We start from the raw sequence: 18476 nt of genomic DNA on the forward strand, positions 1-18476 counted from the left end.
GATAAACGACCGCGCCGTCCGTGACGGCGCATGGTCTCGGCCGAGCGAACATCATGCGCATCCTCCTGACCGCGGTCCTCGTGGCCGCCGGTGTCCTCGCGGGCGCCGCACTCCCAGCCGTCTCCGGTTTTGTCCGTGGCCTCCTGACCTCGGTCGGCGTGCCGCCGTCCATGATCACGTACGCCGCAGGTCCAGGTGCGGTCGCCCCCGCCAGGGAGCCAGCCAAAGGGCCTGCCGAGGCCGCGGAAGACGGCCACGACAAGCCCTCGGCGGAGAAGGCCGACGGCAAGGCGCGCGGCGAGCATGAGCACTCCGAGTCGGAAGGCGAGGAGGGCCACATCAAGATGAGCGCCGAGCAGGTCGAGAACCAGGACATCAAGGTCGCCAAGGCCGAAGGCGGGACGATCTCCCGGCACATCCTCGCGCCGGGCACCATCACGCCGGACACCGACCGGATCGCCCGGGTCCCGGTACGGGTAGTCGGCACGGTTTCCGAGATGCGCAAGCGCCTGGGCGACGACGTGCGGAAGGGCGACGTCGTCGCCGTGCTCGACAGTCGCGAGGTCGCCGACGCCAAGAGCGAGTACCTCACCGCCATGGTGCAGTCTGACCTGCAGAAGATCAACTTCGAGCGCCAGCAGAAGCTGCTGGCGTCCGCGGCGGCGTCACAGGCCGCGTACGACAACGCCAAGGCCGTGTTCCAGGAGAACCAGCTGCGCGTCGACCTCGCCCGGCAGAAGCTCTCGGCGCTCGGCCTGAACGCCGCGGAGGTCGCCGCCGCCCAGAAGCGCGACGAGGCGACGCCCAATGCCTCGACGCTGCGCCAATACGAGCTGCGTTCGCCGCTGTCGGGGCGGATCGTCGAGCGCAAGGTCGACGTCGGCACCGCGGTGGGCAAGGAGGGCGACCCCGCCGACGTCTACACCGTAGCGGACCTCTCGACGGTCTGGATCGAGCTCTCCGTGCCGACCTCGGAACTCGCCAAGGTCAGGGAGGGCGCGGAGGTCACGGTCACCCCGGGCCAGGGGGAAGGCGAGCGTAAGGCCCGGGGCAAGGTCATCTTCGTCAGCCCGCTGCTCAACGCCGACACCCGCGCCGCGCGGGTTGTCGTCGCCCTGCCGAACAAGGACATGGCCTGGCGCCCGGGGACCTACGTCACCGCCGAGGTGGACGTGTCGCGCGACGACGTCGCCGTCCGGGTCCCCAAGGCAGCGGTCCAGACGGTCGAGGGCAAAAGCGTGGTCTTCGTGCGTACGCCGGAAGGGTTCGAGAAGCGCGAGGTGGAACTCGGCCGGTCCGACGACGATGCCGTCGAGGTCGCGTCTGGCCTGAAGCCCGGCGACGAAATCGCGGTCGGCAACACCTTCCTGCTGAAGGCCGAGCTCGGCAAGTCCGAAGCCGACCACGACCACTGAGGGGACGGACCATGATTGCCCGCATCCTCGACTTTTCCGTCCACCAGCGCTGGCTGATCCTCTTGCTGTCCCTGCTCGCCGCCGGATTCGGCGGCTACGCGGTGACCAAGCTGCCCATCGACGCGGTGCCCGACATCACCAACAACCAGGTCCAGATCAACACGACCGCGCCCTCGCTCTCGCCGGTCGACATCGAGAAGCAGGTCACCTACCCGGTGGAGACGGCGCTCGCCGGCATCAAGGGGCTCGAATACACGCGCTCGCTCTCGCGCAACGGCTTCTCGCAAGTCACCGCGGTCTTCGCCGAGAACCTCGACATCTACTTCGCCCGCCAGCAGGTCGCCGAGCGCCTCGCCCAGGTCAAGAAGGACCTGCCGCCGGGCGCCGAGCCTGCGATGGGCCCGATCTCGACGGGCCTGGGCGAGATCTACATGTGGTCGATCCACTACGCGAAGCCCGGCGACCGCAAGGTCTCGGAGGTCGGCAAGGCCGGCTGGCAGCCCGACGGCAGCTACCTGACCCCCGAGGGCCAACGACTCAGGACCCCGCTGGAGCAGACCGCCTTCCTGCGCACGGTCCAGGACTGGATCATCCGGCCGCTGATCAAGACCGTGCCCGGCGTCGCCGGGGTCGACGGCATCGGCGGCTTCGAGAAGCAGTACCACGTCCAGCCCAATCCCACGAAGCTCGCGTCCCTGGACCTGTCCTTCGCCGACGTCGGGCGCGCCCTCGACACGAACAACGCCAACCAGGGTGCCCGCTACCTGGAGGACAACGGAGAGGGCTACGTGGTCCGCGCCGCCGGCCGCCTGGAGAACATGGACGACATCGGCAACGTCGTGGTCGCGACCCGCGGGGGCATCCCGGTGCGGATCAAGGACATCGCCGAGGTCCGCATCGGCCGCGACCTGCGCACCGGCTCGGGCAGCGAGGACGGTCGGGAGGTCGTGATCGGCACGGCGCTGATGCTGATCGGCGAGAACAGCCGCACGGTGGCGGCCGCGGTCGACGCCAAGATGGACCAGATCCGCAAGAGCCTGCCGCCCGGCGTCGAGGTCCAGACCGTCCTCGACCGGACCCGCCTGGTCGAGGCGACCGTGAAGACGGTGGCCAAGAACCTGTCCGAGGGCGCGACCCTCGTCATCGTCATCCTGTTCCTGCTGCTCGGCAACATCCGCGCCGCAATCATCACGGCGCTGGTCATCCCGGTTGCCATGCTGATGACCATGACCGGCATGGTCGAGGCGAAGATCTCGGCCAACCTGATGAGCCTCGGGGCGCTCGACTTCGGGCTCATCGTCGACGGGGCGGTGATCATTACCGAAAACGCCCTGCGCCATCTCGCCGAGAGGCAGCATGAACTCGGGCGTACCCTCGACACCGAGGAGCGTCTCCGGACCGTCCGGGCCTCGGCCGAGGAGATGATCAAGCCGTCCCTCTACGGGCAGGCGATCATCATCCTGGTCTACGTCCCGCTCCTGACCTTCACCGGTGTCGAGGGGAAGATGTTCCAGCCGATGGCGCTCACTGTGATCATCGCGCTCGTTTCGGCTTTCGTCCTGTCGCTTACTTTCGTGCCGGCGCTCATCGCCATCGTCATCACGGGGAAGGTGACCGAGAAGGACAACCTCATCATCCGGGTGCTCAAGGCCGCCTACCGGCCCGTGCTCGGCGCCGCGGTCCAGGCCCCCTTCGCGTTCGTCGGCGGGGCCCTGCTGCTTCTCGTCGTCGCCGGCGTCCTGTTCACCCGGCTCGGCACAGAGTTCATCCCGACGCTGGACGAGAAGAGCATCGCGCTCAACGCCACCCGCATCCCGTCTACGTCGCTGAGCCAGTCGCAGGCGATGCAGCTCAAGGTCGAGCAGGCGGTCTCGAAGTTCCCGCAGGTGGCCTACGTCTTCTCGAAAACCGGCACCGCCGAGGTCGCCTCGGACCCGATGCCGCCGAACTCGTCCGACACCTTCGTGATCCTCAAGCCGCAGGAGGAATGGCCGGACCCGGAGCTGCCCAAGGCGGAGCTGCAGGAGCAGATCGAGAAGGCGGTCGGGCAACTCGCCGGCAACGTCTACGAGTTCTCCCAGCCGATCCAGCTGCGCTTCAACGAGCTGCTCGCCGGCAGCCGCGGCGACCTCGCCGTCAAGGTGTTCGGCGAGGAGTTCGAGCCGATGCTCAAGGTCGCCAACCAGGTCGCGGCGATCCTCAGGGGCATCGGGGGGGCCGAGGACGTTAAGGTCGAGCAGACGGCGGGCCTGCCGTTCCTGGAGATCAAGATCAACAAGGCCGAGGCGGCGCGCTACGGCCTCAGCACCGGGGCGATCCAGGACGTCATCGGCGCGGCGATCGGCGGCCGGGACGCCGGGGTCGTGTTCGAGGGCGACCGACGCTTCCCCATCGTGGTGCGCCTCACCGACAAGGTGCGCGAGGACCGGGAGGCCCTGGAGAACATCCCGGTGCCGCTGCCGCCCGGCCTGAACGGCCGGGCGACCTCGGTCCTGCTCAAGCAGGTCGCGAGCTTCTCCGTCGCGGAGGGGCCGAACCAGATCTCGCGCGAGAACGGCAAGCGCCGGGTCGTCGTCACCGCCAACGTCCGCGGGCGCGACATCGGCTCGCTCGTGGCGGAGGCGCAGGCGAAGGTCGGGAGCCAGGTGCAGCTGCCGCCGGGCTACTACGTGACCTGGGGCGGGCAGTTCGAGAACCTCGCCTCGGCCAAGAAGCGGCTCGCCGTGGTCGTGCCGGTCTGCTTCTTCCTGATCTTCCTGCTGCTCTACTCCGCGCTCGGCAGCCCGCGCGACGCGCTCCTCGTGTTCAGCGCAGTCCCGCTGGCGCTCACCGGCGGCATTGTCGCCCTGTGGCTTCGCGGCATGCCGGTGTCCGTGCCGGCGGCGGTCGGGTTCATCGCGCTCTCGGGCGTGGCGGTGCTGAACGGCCTCGTGATGCTGACATTTATCAAGCAGCTCGTGGCGGAAGGCCGCCCCAAGCGGGAGGCGATCCTGGAAGGCGCCATGACGCGGCTCCGGCCGGTGGCCATGACGGCCTTGGTCGCCTCCCTCGGCTTCGTGCCGATGGCCATCGCCACCGAGACCGGGGCCGAGATCCAGCGGCCGCTCGCCACCGTGGTCATCGGCGGCCTGATCAGCGCGACCCTGCTTACGCTGGTCGTGTTGCCGGCCCTCTACGCGCGCTTCGGCAAAGTCGCGCCCTCGCAGGCCGGGCAGCGGGCCCTGGAGCCCCAACCGCGCCGACTCAAGGCGGCGGAATAGTCCGATGCGTGCCGCATCGTTCCGAGCCGCCGTCCTGGCCATCTTTGCACTGACGCGGGCTGGCGCAGCCGCGGAGCCTCAGCCCGAGGAAGCGCCCTTTGGCCTGGCCTGGGGGCCCATTGCCGAGGTGCCGCGCCCCGTGAGCGTCGACCGCGAGGCAAACCTGACCGCGCTCCACTACCTTCAGGGGGAGTGGCCCGCGACAGGTTCCGGAACCGCCGAGGTCGTCCTCGTGGTCTGCCGCGACGAGGGGCTGCAGCAGGTCGTCTGGGTGGGGCTGCCCCTGTCCGGCAGGGAACTCGGGCGCACACGCCAGGCAATCCATGAGGAAGGGGTCAGACGCTACGGCGAGCCGAGCCGCGGTCCGCTGGCGAATTCCGAGGTGTGGCCCGGCGGACGGGCCCTGCTCGCGAGCCGCGAACTCGCGGACGGGCGACACCAGCTGGTCATGACCGCCTTCGGCCCCGGCTTCGCGGCTTGTTCGCAGTCTCATCTCGTGTCGACCGGTCACCCGGCGGGCGCCCACGTCGCCGATCTCGTCGGTGTCGCGGATCATTGAGACCGCTCGCCGACGGTCGACGGGCACCCGACGGCCGCAAGCGAGCGTGATGGGATTGAGGTCAATCATATCATCACGGCGAGAGCCGAAGGCGGGACCATGAATGATAACCAGATCTATCATCTGTCCGTCACGACGACCGCAATGATCGCGGTCCTCAGAACATCCACGCTCGCAATGATGACATTTGTAATGAACAAGCTCCCACACGAGGAAAGGGAGGCCGTAATCCAAGAAATCGCTCGCACGATAGGCGAAATTCCTCCTGATTATTCACAAGACAGTCCGATTGGGACGAAGTTTTATGAGGACGTCGCCATGCAGGCGCCGGGGCTGGCACGAGATTTCGCGCGCGATCTGCGACGCGCGCTAAGATGATCTTTGCACGCCGGGTTCGCTGATCCATGATTTTCGCGCGAACAGGTCGATAAATCTTGCCACGAACGGCCCAAAAATTTTGAGCGAAGATCTACTGTCCGGAAGGATGCGTCGCGTGGCCGTCTCGTCCACGATGACGGGGGCCGCGAAAGTCTCCCTGTTCTTCTTGGGTCTGGTCCGAGCGAGCGCACGCAGGTTCCCCTGACCTCAAGCAAACCTGTTCGGCTACGCCGGCAGGGCCCCCATCGAACGAAGGATTGGACGCCACATGGGACATGGACATTCGCACGGGGGCGGCATCCCATCCGGCTCGGCTGCCGGCCGGAACAAGGGTCGTCTCGCGTGGGCGCTCGCGCTGACGCTGACCTACATGGCCGCGGAAGTCGTAGGCGGCCTGCTCACCGGCAGCCTCGCGCTGCTCGCCGATGCCGCGCACATGGTCACCGATGCCGGCGGCCTCGCCCTGTCCCTGCTTGCCATCCACTACGCCGCCAAGGCGCCGACGCCGGGCAAGAGCTTCGGATACATGCGTTTCGAGATCCTGGCGGCGCTTGCCAACGCTGTCGTGCTCCTCGGTGTGACGGCCTACATCCTCTACGAGGCATACCGCCGGTTCGTGGAGCCGACCGAGATCCTCGGCTGGCCAATGATGCTGGTGGCGCTGGTCGGACTTGGCGTGAACCTCGCCAGCATGCGGCTGCTGGCCGGCGGCTCGTCGGAGAGCCTCAACATCAAGGGGGCCTACTTCGAGGTGTTCTCGGACATGCTGGGCTCCGTCGGGGTCATCGTCGCCGCGCTCGTCGTGATGGCGACCGGTTGGCGTTGGGTGGATCCGCTGGTCGGCGCCGGCATCGGCCTGTTCATCGTGCCGCGCACGTGGCGCCTGCTGAACGAGGCGCTGCACATCCTGCTGGAGGGCACGCCGCCGGGTGTCGACCTCGATGCATTGAAGGCCGGGATCGAGGCGATGCCGAATGTCCGGCGAGCCTACGACCTGCATGCCTGGACGCTGACTTCCGGCTTCGACGCCATGAGCGGGCACGTGATCGTGGACGATGTGGCCCATGGCCCTGACATGATCCGGGGCGTCCGTTCCATGCTGAAGGAACGCCATGGCATCGAGCACGTCACCATCCAGGTCGAGGACGAGGCCCTCGCGGCCGAGGCCGTTCACTTGCCGGTGTGACGGCGGCGACCATGGCAGGTAAGAAGCTCGGCCGCCAGCAACTCTACTGGGGTCCCAAGAATCGGAAGAAGCGCCGGGCGGCCGCGCACCTGAAGCGCGCGGCGGGCCGTGACCTCTCCAAGGCGATGGCGCTGGTCCTGCTGATGTTCGGGCTTCTGGTGCTCCTGGAGCGCTGCACCTGAGTGGAGCCGCTGGGCCGGGACGCAGACCTCTCCGGGCTGCGTCCCGGCCCAGCGGCCGGTCCTGCTTACTGCTTCTCGAAACGAGCCTGGATGGTGTGTCCGTGCATCTTGGCGGACAGCACCACCTTGGCGCCAGCCGTAAGCGGCGCCTTCAGTTCGGCCACGAGTTTGTTCGGCGCTGCCGGCTTCAAAGTTAAGGTCTCCGTCTTGCCCGCGGCTTGGACGAAGGCCTTGGCCGAGAGGCCGGCCGTGTCGGCTGGCTTGCCGTCCTCGCCGGTCACGAAGAACGTGACTCCCGTGTCCGTCGCGACGAACTCGATGGGGTGGCCGTCGGCCACCGTCGTCTGGCCGCCGTTCGGGCCCGCCGCGAGGCAGGGCGACGCCAGGGCGAGCGCGATGGCGAGGATAACGGTGGGGAGGGGTGAGCGCATGTCGGTGTCCATTCTCGGGTGGTCGGGAAGGTTCAGAACGCCTCGGCGGGCGCGCCTCGCGGGGCCTCGGGTGAAGCCTCGGAACCGCGGCGGGCATCGTCCCGCAACCGCTCCAGGGGCGCGCGCCCGAAGGTCAGAAACAGGACCGGGGTCAGCACCGTATCGAGCAGCGTGGCGCTGATCAGGCCGCCGAAGATCGTCACCGCCACGGGGTGGAGGATCTCCTTGCCCGGCGCGTCGGCGCCGACCAGCAGCGGCACCAGGGCGACGCCGGCCGACAGCGCCGTCATCAGAACCGGAGCGAGGCGTTCCAGGCTGCCGCGGATCACGAGCTCCCGGCCGAACGGCATGCCCTCGTGGATCGCCAAGTTCAGGTAGTGGCTGATCTTGAGGATGCCGTTGCGGGTGGCGATGCCGGTCAGGGTGATGAAGCCGATCATCGAGGCCACGGAGAGCGGCTGGCCGGCGAGCCACAGGGCGGCGACCGAGCCGATCAGCGCCAGCGGGATGCTGCCTAATATGATGGCCGTGAACACCACCGAGCGGTAGCGGCTGTAAAGCAGCGCGAAGACCAGCGCGAGCGAGAGCAGCGAGAGAAGACCGATGGTCCGGCTCGCCTCCGCCTGGGCCTGGAACGAGCCCTCCAGGCTCGTCGTGTACCCGTTGGGCAGGCTCGCCGCCGCCACCTTCCCCTGGATGGCCTGCACGATCTTGCCCATGTCGGCACCGGCCTGCGTATTGGCCTGGACCACGATGCGGCGGCGGGCATTCTCGCGCAGGATCTGATTGGGCCCGTCAGTCTCGCGGATGTCGGCGATCTGCCGGGCGGGGACCCAGCCGGACGGCGTCTCGACCAGCATGTCGCCGAGCCGCTGGGTAGTGCGCATGGCGTCGGACAGGCGCATCACCACGTCGAAGCGGCGGTACCCGTCTACCACGCGTGAGACCATCTGCCCGTTCGAGAGCCGGCTCAGCTGCTCGACCAGGGCTGCCGGCTGGACCCCGTAGAGGGCGGCCCGGGCGTAGTCGACGCGGATCTCCAGCTGCGGGATGAGCACCTGCTTCTCGACCTGCAGGTCAGCGAGCCCGGGGATGTCGGCGAGCCGCCCGCGGATGTCCTCGGCGAGGGACCGCAGGGTGTCGAGGTCCTCGCCGAAGACCTTCAGCGCAATCTCGGCGCGAACGCCCGAGAGCATGTGGTCGAGCCGGTGCGAGATCGGCTGGCCAACATTGACGTTGACCGGAAGGACCGCGAGGCGCCCCCGGATGTCGGCGACGAGCTCGGGCTTAGTCCGGGCGCCGGGCTTCAAGTCGATTTCCAGGTCGGACGAGTGCACGCCCTCGGCGTGCTCGTCGAGCTCGGCGCGGCCGGTGCGGCGACCGATGGACCTCACGTCCGGCATCGCCAGAAGCAGCCGCTCGGCCACGAGGCCGATCCGGTTGCTCTCGGCGAGCGAGATGCCGGGGTTGAAGGCCATGTTGACCGTGAACGAGCCCTCGTTGAACGGCGGCAGGAAGGCGCGCGGCAGGTAGGCCGCCGCGACCCCGGCCGCCGCCACCGCCAGTCCGGCGACCAGCATGACCGGCCGGGCATGGCCGAGCACGCCCCGCAGGAGGGCGGCGTTGCCGCGCTTGAGCAGCTTGAGAAAGCGGCTGTCGTGCTCCTCAAGGCGCCTCAGGCCTGGCAGGAGGTAGTAGGCCAGCACCGGCGTCAGGGTGATCGAGACGAGAAGGCTCGCCAGGATCGAGACGATGTAGGCCTGCCCGAGCGGCGCGAAGAGCCGGCCCTCGATGCCCGAGAGCGCGAAGAGCGGCACAAAGACCAGCACGATCACCATCGTCGCGTAGACGATGCCGGAGCGCACCTCGTTGGAGGCCGAGACCACCACCTCGAAGACCGAGCGCGGGTTGCCGGCCCGCCGGTTCTCGCCGAGCCGGCGGAAGATGTTCTCCACGTCGACCACCGCGTCGTCGACGAGCTCGCCGATGGCGATGGCGAGGCCGCCGAGCGTCATCGTGTTGATGGACAGCCCGGCGAGGTGGAAGACGACCGCGGTCGCGAGGATCGAGACCGGAATCGCCGTGAGCGAGATCGCGGTGGTCCGGACGTTCAGCAGGAAGGCGAACAGGACGACGGCGACGACGGCGACCGCCTCCATCAGCACGGTCTCGACGTTGTGGATCGAGGTCTCGATGAAGTTCGCCTGCCGGAAGATCAGCTGGTCGGCCCGCACGCCCTTGAAGGCGCAGGCTTCCCCGGCGGGCTCGGCCAGGGATGGGCCCGACCCGCCCTTGCCCGCCCCGCAGGCGTTCAGGCTCGCGGTGATGTCCTTGAGCGCCGCCTCGACCTCGCGGGTGAGCCGGACCGTGTCGACGCCCGGCTGCTTCTCCACCGACACGACGACGGCCGGCGAGCCCATGTAGCCGCTGTCGCCGCGCTTGACCCGGGCCGCGAAGGAGACCTCGGCCACCTGCCGCAGGTAGATCGGCCGGTTGTTGACCGTAGCCACGACCATGTTGCGCAGGTCGTCGAGGTTCATGGTCCGGCCGAGGTTCCGGATCAGGTACTCGCGGGCGTACTGGTCCGTGAAGCCGCCGCCTGTGTTGGTCCCGAACTGCGCGAGGGCCGTCTCCAATTGGGCGTGGGTGACGCCGAGTGCCCGCAGCGCCGTCGGCTGGGGCGCCACGCGGAACTGACGCACCTCGCCGCCCATCGGGATGACCTGGGCGACACCCGGGATCGCGAGGAGGCGCGGCCGGATGGTGAAGTCGGCCAGTTCCCGCAGTTGCATCGGCGAGACCGTGCCGCCGCTGAGCGCCACCATCACGATCTGGCCCATGATCGAGGAGACCGGGCCCATCATCGGGTTCACCGTGGGCGGAAGCTGCGGACGCACCATCGCGAGCCGCTCCGACACCTGTTGCCGATTGCGGTAGATGTCGGTCCCCCAGTCGAACTCGACGTAGATCACCGATAGGCCGACGCCCGAAACCGAGCGGACCCGGGTGACGCCGGGCAGGCCGTTCATCTGGGTCTCGACCGGGAAGGTGACGAGTTGCTCGACCTCCTGGGGCGCTAGGCCTTCCGCCTCGGTCATGATCGTGACGGTCGGCCGGTTCAGGTCGGGGAAGACGTCGACGGGCAGCTTGGTCGCCGTGAAGGCGCCGTAGACCACCAGCACGGCGGCCAGCGCCAGCACCAGCAGGCGGTTGCGCAGGGATTGCGTGACGAGGAGCGTGAACACGGGCGGCCTCCTCAGCGGACCTGGTTGAGGAGTTCCGCGCCCTGGGTCACGATCCGCTTGCCCGGAACGGCCCCCGACACCACCAGGACCTGCCCGGCGTCGAGCGGCTCCACCCGGACCTCGCGCGGCTCGAAGCGCTCGGGCGCGGTGTGCTCGTAGACGATGCTCTGGCCGTTACCGCCGCGGACCACGCTCATGCGCGGAAGGGCCAATCCTTTCTGCTGCGCGTCGGTCGCGGCCAGCACGGTCACGAACTGCCCGGTTCGGAGCTCCGGCGGCGCCCCCTCCACTGCGAAGTGCATCGGTACCGCCTGGCTGCGGTCGGCGAGCCCCGCACCCATGTAGGCAAGCCGCAGCATCCGTCCGTCGGCCATGCGGGCCGTGGCGTCCTGCCCCCCCGCCAGCGCGTCAAAGCTAAGGGCCTCGACCCAGAGCCGGTTCGGATCGACGATTTGGAAGACCTGCACGCCGGGGCTCGCCATCTGCCCGGCCACCGCGTTCGCCTCTGCGATGACCCCGTCGACGGGGGCCTTCAGGGCCTCGGACTGCTGGCGGATGTTGTCGAGGGCCGCGCGGCGGTCGAGCAGACCCTTGAGCTCGGCCTGGGCGTCCTCCAACTGGACCTGCGAGACGGAGCCGCCCGGCGCGAGCTTGCGGAAGCGCTCGACCCGACGCTCGGTGATGGCGATCTGCTGGTCGAGCTCGCCCTGGCGCTGGCGCATGTCGGAGGCGTCCACCGCCTGCACCGGCGGGGTCACGTAGGCGAGCACCTCGCCCTTGCGCACCCGCGTGCCGAGGCGTGGGAAGATTCCCGATTCCGGCGGCGACAGCCGGCCGCCGACGGAGGACTGGACGACCCCGCTGGCGCTCGGGTCGGGGACGATGCGGCCCGGCAGCTCGACGGTGCGGCGCAGGGTGTCGGCGGCGGTCACGAGGGTCCGGACGGCGAGGACGCGCTGAGTCGGCTTCGGCACGAAGATCGAGCCGTCCGGCTGGCGCCGGGCCAGGTCCTGCCCGCCCGGGGCCGGCGCGGCCATCCGGGAAGTCTGGGGCGCATCGGCGCCCTTTCCGCCGTGGTCGTGGTCATGACCGTCGGCCGCGAAGGCGCGCGGCGCGAAGGCGAGGGCGACGACGAGCACGACCAAGGCGGTGGCGGGCAAGTAACGGCGCCCGCGCATCAGGAGCGTGACCGCGATGCCCAGCAGGAAGCCGATGCCCCCGATGGCCAGGGGCAGCGGGTCGGCCTCCTTGAGGTGGCGCTGGAAGTCGTGGGCCGCCGCGAGGCCGGTCGCCCAGGCGGAGGCGCCCGCGGCCGGCGCGGCCGCCGGTGCCTCCGGGACGGTCAGCGTGACGGGGAACATGTCGGTCGCGCCGGCCACGGTCACGGAGAAGAGCACCTCGTGCTCGCCGGGATGCAGGCTCCAATGGGCATCGAGGGCGTAGCTGCCGTCCGGCATCGGCGACACGGCGGCGGTCCCGTCCGGGGTCTCGGCCTGCACGACGGCGTCCGTCACCGGCTCGTTGGTGCCGACGCGGTCGAGGAACACCGACAGGCGACCGTTGCGAGCAACGGCCACCAACTCCAGGGTGTCCGTGCTCGATGTGCCGCGCGGCGCGGTCGCCGCCGGCGGGGCCTGCGCCTCGTTGCCGTGGTCATGCCCCTCGTGCGCGGCGGACATCGACGGCGCACCGGCCCACAGGGCGAGCGCAAGGAAAGCCGCCCGCAGGGCGGTGGCGGAGGGAACACGCATGGGAAAACCGAGCCTTCGCGACAGGGAGGCAGGCGGCAGCCCTCACGGGCGGCAGCCCGGCGCGCGCCGAAGCGCGGACCTCAGGCGAAGGTTCGGGGGGGCTCGGGCAGCGTCTCCAGGACCACGCTGTCGAACGCGACCGTCCGGATGCCGGCCAGCGCAGGCCCGGGCTTCCAAGCTACGGTCGCGGCGAAGGCATCCGAGCGCGCGAACGAGGCGTGGCAGCAACACAGGCCACAATGGCCCGCCGCCTCGTCGCCGGCACGGTCGGCATGATCGGCTACGTCGCCGACTTGGTCCGCGCTCGCCGGGCCGGGATGCCCGGCCGCGGAGACCTCGACGTGGCCGTCGTGCGTCGCACCCGCGTGCGGGTGTCCCGCACCCGTCACCGCGACGGCGACGAGCGTCACGGTCAGGAAGACCGTGAGAAGCGAACGCCAGAGGGTGCGGCTGGCCCACATGGGAGGCACCATTACCACGGCCAAGCAGTTCCGGCCACGCAAATTCCGGTGCCGGTCGACACCTGCCGGAACGGGGGCAACCTTCCCTTAGGCATCGTCGACGGGACGATGCGTTCCACGGGGAACGGTCGCGACAGCTTGGCCGTTCCCCGGGCGCCTCCCTTGACCCGGGATGGCCCCAGAACCGCCGGCCATGACCGGCGGTCGTTCATCGGAGAGGAAGACCCATGAGGAAATGCCTGCTCGTCGCCGCCGTCCTGGCCGCCTTCGGGGCCGCCGGTGCGGCTTCCTCCGCCTCGGCCGCGCCCGCCCTGCCAGGCGCCGTGAGCGCGCCGTCGGAGGTGGTCTCGGTGCGGATGGACCGCATGCACGGCCACCATCATCATCGCGGCCACATGATGCGGCATCGCGGTCACGGCCACATGATGCGGCATCACCACCACGGTCGCGGCCACATGATGCGGCACATGCACCGCCACCACCGGATGTGAGCCGGTCAGGGTTCCGCGGGCCCCCGTCCCCCGCGGCTGCCCGTGGCCGCGCGGGCACGCTTCAGGCCGAACCCCGGGACCTATCGGTCCCGCGCGGTGCGGCCGTCACCGCCGTCGCGGGCGACACCGTCGTCGGCGGTACCACCACTTCCCGTCGCCTACGGCGAGGCCTGGGAGCCCGCCGTTCCCAGCGCGACGCGGGCCGAGGCCGTGCGTCGAAAGCGGTCGTGTCGCGCCCGGCCCTGCGGGTCCGCATGCACGCGCTCGATCCAGCCGCGGCGCAGGAGCACGTCCCTGCACCGCCCGTCGAGCCGCGAGCCCTCGATCCCGCCGTCGTCCGGGACCTTGAGCAGCACCGCCCGATGCCGCTCGGTCAGCGTCCAACCGAAGGGGGCCGCCTCCCGGTCCGCCGCGGCCGGGTCCCGCCCCAGCGCCGACAGGATGGCGTCGAGGCCGTCCGTCAGGGCCGCCGGCCCCGGCTGCAGGATGAGAGGCGACGTGATCTCGACGATGCGGTTCGCCCGCACGGCGGGCACGGTGTCCCAGCCCGGGCGGGCCGCGATGCGGGCCGGAACGACCTTCTTCCCGCACCAGGAGGCGAGGATCACCTCGGGCGCCGCGGCGATCACCGCCTCGGGCGCGACGATGCGGTCCTTCGCTGCGGCCTTGGCCGCGAGGTCCGGGAAGACGTCGTCGCCGCCGGCGATCCGGACGAGCTCCGACACCCAGCCGATGCCGGAGATCAGGGGCTCGTCCCATTCCTCGAAGTACACACGGGGCCGGGGCCGCCCCCGTGCCCCCGCGGCCACACGCGCCAGCCGGTCCCCGTAGCCGCGGGCCAGGGCATCGGCCCGCCCGCCCTCGCCGACGAGGGCGCCGACTGTGCGGATCATGGCGAGTATGCCGGCGACGTCCCGGTGGTTGAAGGCGTGCACGGCGACGCCGGCCCGGACGAGCTCGGCCACGATGTCCGCCTGCAGGTCCGAGAAGGCGAGCACGAGGTCGGGGGCGAGCGCGAGGATATTGGGGATGTCGGCGCTGGTGAAGGCCGAGACGCGCGGCTTCTCCTTCCGGACCCGGGGCGGGCGCACCGCGTAGCCCGAGACGCCGACGATGCGGTCCTCTTGGCCGAGAAGGTAGAGGGTCTCGACCGTTTCCTCGGTGAGGCAGACGAGCCGCTCGGGTGGATGGCAACGCATGGGACGTCCATGACGCCCTTCAGCACCGAACGGGAGCAGGCTTGGCGCCCCCGGTGCGGACGAGGCTTCCAGCGGTCCGTAACGCACATGCCGAACGCGGTGAACCATTTGGCCGCCCGGGTCGCCCTTCGTCGATAGCTATACGAGCCTTACCCTGAGCAGTCGCAGGGCGTTCGCCGTTACCAGGACCGTCGCGCCGGTGTCGGCTAGAATTGCCGGCCACAGCCCCGTGATGCCGGCCACCGTCGTGATCAGAAATGCCGCCTTCAGGCCGAGGGCGATGCCGATGTTCGCCCGGATGTTCGAAAGGGTCCGGCGGGAGAGCCCGACCATCCGCGCCACGTCGACGACCCGGCCGTGCAGGACCGCGGCATCGGCGGTTTCCAGGGCGACGTCGGCCGCTCCGCCCATCGCGATGCCGACGTCGGCCACCGCGAGCGCCGGGGCGTCGTTGATGCCGTCGCCGACCTTCGCCACGACCGCGCCCCGGGCCTGGAGCTCGCGTACGATCCTCTGCTTATCCTCCGGCAGGAGTTCCGCGCGCGCCTCGATGCCGAGGGTCCCGGCCACGGCCTGGGCGGTGCGGGCGTTGTCGCCGGTGAGCATGACCGCATCGATGCCTTTCCCGGCCAAGCGGTCGATTCCGTCCCTTGCGTCGGGCCTCGGCTCGTCGCGCATGGCGATCAGGCCTGCCAGGACGCCGTCCACCACCAGGGCGGCCACCGTCTTGCCCTCACCGTTCAAGGCGGAGATCCGTCCCTGCTGCTCGGGCGAGAACGCCGTCCGGGTTCCCGCCTCGCGCGGCGAGCCAAGGAACAGGCCGAGCCCCCCGACCTTGCCGGTGATCCCCTTGCCGGCGAGCGCCGACGCGCCGAACGCCGGCGGGACCGGCGCCCCGGCCTCGGCGGCCTTCGCCAGGATGGCCCGGGCGAGCGGGTGCGACGAGCCGCCCTCCAGGGCGCCGGCCAGCGAGAGCACGTCCCGTTCCGCACGGCCGAACGCCAGGACGTCCGTCACCACCGGCCTGCCCTCCGTCAGCGTCCCGGTCTTGTCGAAGGCGACCGTCGTCACCGCGGCCAGCCGCTCCAGCACCGCGCCGCCCTTGATGAGCAGGCCGCGGCGGGCGCCGGCCGAGAGCCCCGCCGCGATGGCCGCCGGGGTCGAGACGACCAGCGCGCACGGGCAGCCGATCAGCAGGATGGCGAGCCCCTTGTAGACCCATTCGCCCCACGACGCTCCGGCGAGGAGCGGCGGGGCCACGGCGACGAGCGCCGCCACGGCGACCACGGCGGGGGTATAGACCTTCGAGACCCGGTCGATCAGGCGCTCGGTCGGGGCCTTCGACTCTTGCGCCTCCTCCACCAGGCGCACGATCCGGGCGATGGTGTTGTCCCGCGCCGCCGCGGTGACCCGGACGCGCAACGCGCCCTCCCCGTTCACCGTGCCGGCGAACACCGCGTCCCCGGCGGCCTTGCGCCTCGGCACGCTCTCGCCGGTGACCGGCGCCTCGTCCACCGCGCCAGCGCCGTCGATCACGGTCCCGTCCGCCGGGACGCGGTCGCCCGGGCGCACCAGCACGGTCGCCCCGACCCGGAGGCTCGCCGCGGGAACCCGCTCGGTCACGCCGCCGCGCTCCAGGAGGGCCGTCTCCGGCACCAAGCCGGTGAGCCCGCGGATGCTCGCCCGGGCGCGCCCCGCGGCGACGCCCTCCAGCACCTCGCCGACCAGGAACAGGAACACGACGGTCGCGGCCTCCTCGGTCGCCCCGATGAGGGTCGCCCCGACGGCGGCCACCGTCATCAGCGTCTCGATGGAGAACGGCGTGCCGTGCCGGGCCGCGGCCAGCGCCCGGCGGCCGACCGGCACAAGGCCGATCGCCATGGCGGCGAGGAAGGCCCATTGGTCCGTCGCCGGCACGGCGTGGCCGAAGACGTAGGCCAGCGCCAAGGCCGCGCCGCAGGCGAACGCCAGCAGCGCCTTCGGCGCGCGCCACCAGGGAAGCTCTGCAGCCTCCGTTCCCGACGCCGCCGTCGCATCCGGGTCCGCGACACCGTAGCCCAGACCGCGGACGGTCGCCGCGATGGCCCCCGCGTCGGTGCCCGGGCCGTGGCGCACCGTGAGGGTCTCGGCCGCCACCGAGACCTGGATGTCCTCGATGCCGGGCAGGCGCCGGACGGCGTTCTCCACCTTGGCCGCGCAGGAAGCGCAGTCCATCCCCGTCACGCGCAGGCGCGTCGGGAGCCTCTCCGTTCGGTCCAGGGTCGCCGCGTCGCTCATCGCCGGAGCCTTCCTCATCTCTCCCGCGAGACCGTACTTGCTAGAGCCGCTAGAGAAGCAAGCGGCTTCGGCGGGGGGCGGCCCCGACCCGGCCGGGGCACGACCGGAGGCGACCTCATGGGCCGGTGGGACCTCCTTCGGCGGGGCCACCCCGTGACCGTAACGCGTATCCCGTAGCGTTACCTGCTATGCGTTCGCCGCGGAGTCGAGCGCCGCACCTCCCGCAACCGCGCCCGGCGCCGTCCGGGGCCGCCTCCCGACGAGGCGGCCCGTCACCCATGGCTCGCCCGACCCGGCATCGCGCTCTCGCCGTCCCACGGGCGATCTCCCCGCACAGCGGCGAACCGCTCGTCCGGGAGCTCCTCGAACGGCCTGCCCTCGTCGATCCGCCCGCGAAGCTTGTAGCGAAGCCGTCCCGGCGTGATCCTCTGGAACCGCTCCGACGCCCCGATCCACGCGGGGTCCAACCGGTCCAGAATCTCCCCCGCCGTCAACGGCCCCGCCTCCGCGAGCAGGTCGTGGACCGCGCGCACGAATTGGCGCCAGAACCGGCGCTTGCCCACCTCCGGAACCCCGCCCGCGCCGCACTCCTCCGCCGGCGGCTCGACTTCCGGTGCCGGCCGCGCCTCGACAAGGCCGAATCGGCCCTCGATCTCGGCCAGTCCCTCGCCCGCCTCCACCATGCGAAGCAGGTGGTAGCGCAGCCATCCCGGGGTCAGCGGCAGGCCCACGCTCTCGCCCTGGCGCCGCAGCGAGGCCGGCAGCGCCCGGTAGATCGCGTGGACCGGCATCGGCCCGCGCTCGCGCATCGCCGCCTCGACCGCGTCGCGCACCTCGGCCCAGAACGCATCCGCCTCGCGGGCGAGCTTCTTCCCCATGACGGCATCGACGAAGCCGCACCCGGCGGCCGCCTCCGGCGCGGGAGGCCCCGCAACCGCCGTCGGGGCCGCAGGTTCGACCGCGGGCGCCGTGCCTCCGGCGGCGCGCAGCCGATCCAGCTCGGACTGCAGCGCCGCGACCTTGTCCTCAAGATGGTCGACCTGCGCGGCTGCCTCCGCGAGGATTTCCTCTTGCGCCTGCCGGCGGCGCTCGACCTCGGCGAAGTCCGACAGCCGCTCCCGCGTCGCCTCCACCCGCGCCTGCTCAAGCAGGTCCCGCGCAAGCGCGGCGAGCCGCTGCTCGAAGGCTTCCGGCAAGTCCGCCCGCTCGATGGCCGGGTGGTAGCCCTCGTCCGCCTTCCACTTGGCGAGCGGCTTGGCGATGTCCCCGAAGGACCCGCTTCCGAGCTCCTTCCTGACCGAGCGGACCGAGACCCGCTCCTTCAGGCTCCCGGGCGGGGCCGGCCGCGCTCGTATCCGCGCCGCCGCCGCCCTGACATCGTTCTCAGTGACCATGCCCGCCATTCCGTCCGATGCCGGCATGATGGACGCGAGCGGTGAAGGAATGGTCGTCGCGCACGTCCGACGCACCCGACGGCCCGACCGGTAACGTAGCGGGTGACGCAGGGCGTTACGCGTGACGCGCCCTCGGCAGGCCGCGGCCTCGGCCGGATGAGCCGACGTCGGGGTGCCGGCCCGGCCAGGGCACGTGCGCGTCGTCGCGGGGCGGTCCGCCGCCGTTGCCCGGGCGATCCGCACGCCT

Annotated in this window: 13 protein-coding genes and 1 pseudogene; 7 read left to right on the top strand and 7 right to left on the bottom strand. The window is 70.8% G+C overall.

The annotated features are described in order from the left end of the window. The first annotated feature begins 53 nt into the window (after nucleotides 1-53). From ACX9MN_RS18995 to ACX9MN_RS19020, 6 genes are all read left to right on the top strand, one after another. Complete coding sequence (locus ACX9MN_RS18995; protein ID WP_489725067.1) at nucleotides 54-1415, top strand: efflux RND transporter periplasmic adaptor subunit; 1362 nt, start codon at nucleotides 54-56, stop codon at nucleotides 1413-1415. A gap of 11 nt (nucleotides 1416-1426) precedes the next feature. Next, entirely contained in the window at nucleotides 1427-4675 is a 3249-nt protein-coding gene (locus ACX9MN_RS19000; RefSeq protein WP_489725068.1) for an efflux RND transporter permease subunit, read from the top strand. A 4-nt stretch (nucleotides 4676-4679) separates the two neighbouring features. Further along, entirely contained in the window at nucleotides 4680-5234 is a 555-nt protein-coding gene (locus ACX9MN_RS19005; protein WP_489725069.1) for a threonyl-trna synthetase, read from the top strand. A 99-nt stretch (nucleotides 5235-5333) separates the two neighbouring features. Beyond that, nucleotides 5334-5612: a hypothetical protein gene (locus ACX9MN_RS19010; protein WP_489725070.1), complete on the top strand. Its 279-nt coding sequence runs from the start codon at nucleotides 5334-5336 to the stop codon at nucleotides 5610-5612. A gap of 268 nt (nucleotides 5613-5880) precedes the next feature. Then, nucleotides 5881-6798: a cation diffusion facilitator family transporter gene (locus ACX9MN_RS19015; protein WP_489725071.1), complete on the top strand. Its 918-nt coding sequence runs from the start codon at nucleotides 5881-5883 to the stop codon at nucleotides 6796-6798. Between the two features lie 11 nt (nucleotides 6799-6809). Further along, nucleotides 6810-6980 (top strand): hypothetical protein, encoded by a 171-nt coding sequence (locus tag ACX9MN_RS19020; RefSeq protein WP_489725072.1) that lies wholly within the window; start codon nucleotides 6810-6812, stop codon nucleotides 6978-6980. 65 nt (nucleotides 6981-7045) lie between these two features. On the opposite strand, the gene ACX9MN_RS19025 is transcribed toward ACX9MN_RS19020, so the two are convergent. From ACX9MN_RS19025 to ACX9MN_RS19040, 4 genes are all read right to left on the bottom strand, one after another. Continuing rightward, nucleotides 7046-7423 (bottom strand): hypothetical protein, encoded by a 378-nt coding sequence (locus tag ACX9MN_RS19025; protein ID WP_489725073.1) that lies wholly within the window; start codon nucleotides 7421-7423, stop codon nucleotides 7046-7048. 20 nt (nucleotides 7424-7443) lie between these two features. After that, entirely contained in the window at nucleotides 7444-10656 is a 3213-nt protein-coding gene (locus ACX9MN_RS19030) for an efflux RND transporter permease subunit (RefSeq protein ID WP_489725074.1), read from the bottom strand. Nucleotides 10657-10667: 11 nt separating this feature from the next. After that, nucleotides 10668-12407: an efflux RND transporter periplasmic adaptor subunit gene (locus tag ACX9MN_RS19035; RefSeq protein WP_489725075.1), complete on the bottom strand. Its 1740-nt coding sequence runs from the start codon at nucleotides 12405-12407 to the stop codon at nucleotides 10668-10670. An 80-nt stretch (nucleotides 12408-12487) separates the two neighbouring features. Continuing rightward, complete coding sequence (locus tag ACX9MN_RS19040; protein WP_489725076.1) at nucleotides 12488-12868, bottom strand: hypothetical protein; 381 nt, start codon at nucleotides 12866-12868, stop codon at nucleotides 12488-12490. Nucleotides 12869-13095: 227 nt separating this feature from the next. On the opposite strand from ACX9MN_RS19040, the gene ACX9MN_RS19045 reads away from it, so the two are divergent. Further along, nucleotides 13096-13359 carry a hypothetical protein gene (locus ACX9MN_RS19045; protein ID WP_489725077.1) on the top strand — a complete coding sequence of 88 codons (264 nt, stop codon included), beginning with the start codon at nucleotides 13096-13098 and terminating at the stop codon, nucleotides 13357-13359. Nucleotides 13360-13787: 428 nt separating this feature from the next. Here the strand turns inward: ACX9MN_RS19045 and ACX9MN_RS19050 are convergent. The 3 genes and pseudogenes from ACX9MN_RS19050 to ACX9MN_RS19060 all read right to left on the bottom strand — a co-directional run. Beyond that, nucleotides 13788-14558: pseudogene (locus tag ACX9MN_RS19050) on the bottom strand (cobalamin-binding protein); the annotation flags it as partial. Between the two features lie 138 nt (nucleotides 14559-14696). Beyond that, nucleotides 14697-16835 carry a heavy metal translocating P-type ATPase gene (locus ACX9MN_RS19055; RefSeq protein ID WP_489725078.1) on the bottom strand — a complete coding sequence of 713 codons (2139 nt, stop codon included), beginning with the start codon at nucleotides 16833-16835 and terminating at the stop codon, nucleotides 14697-14699. A gap of 272 nt (nucleotides 16836-17107) precedes the next feature. Beyond that, a complete protein-coding gene (locus ACX9MN_RS19060; RefSeq protein WP_489725079.1) occupies nucleotides 17108-18229 on the bottom strand; it encodes a DNA-binding protein in 1122 nt (373 codons plus the stop codon). Nucleotides 18230-18476: the final 247 nt, after the last annotated feature.

It is taken from the genome of Methylobacterium sp. 1A, from assembly GCF_058072805.1.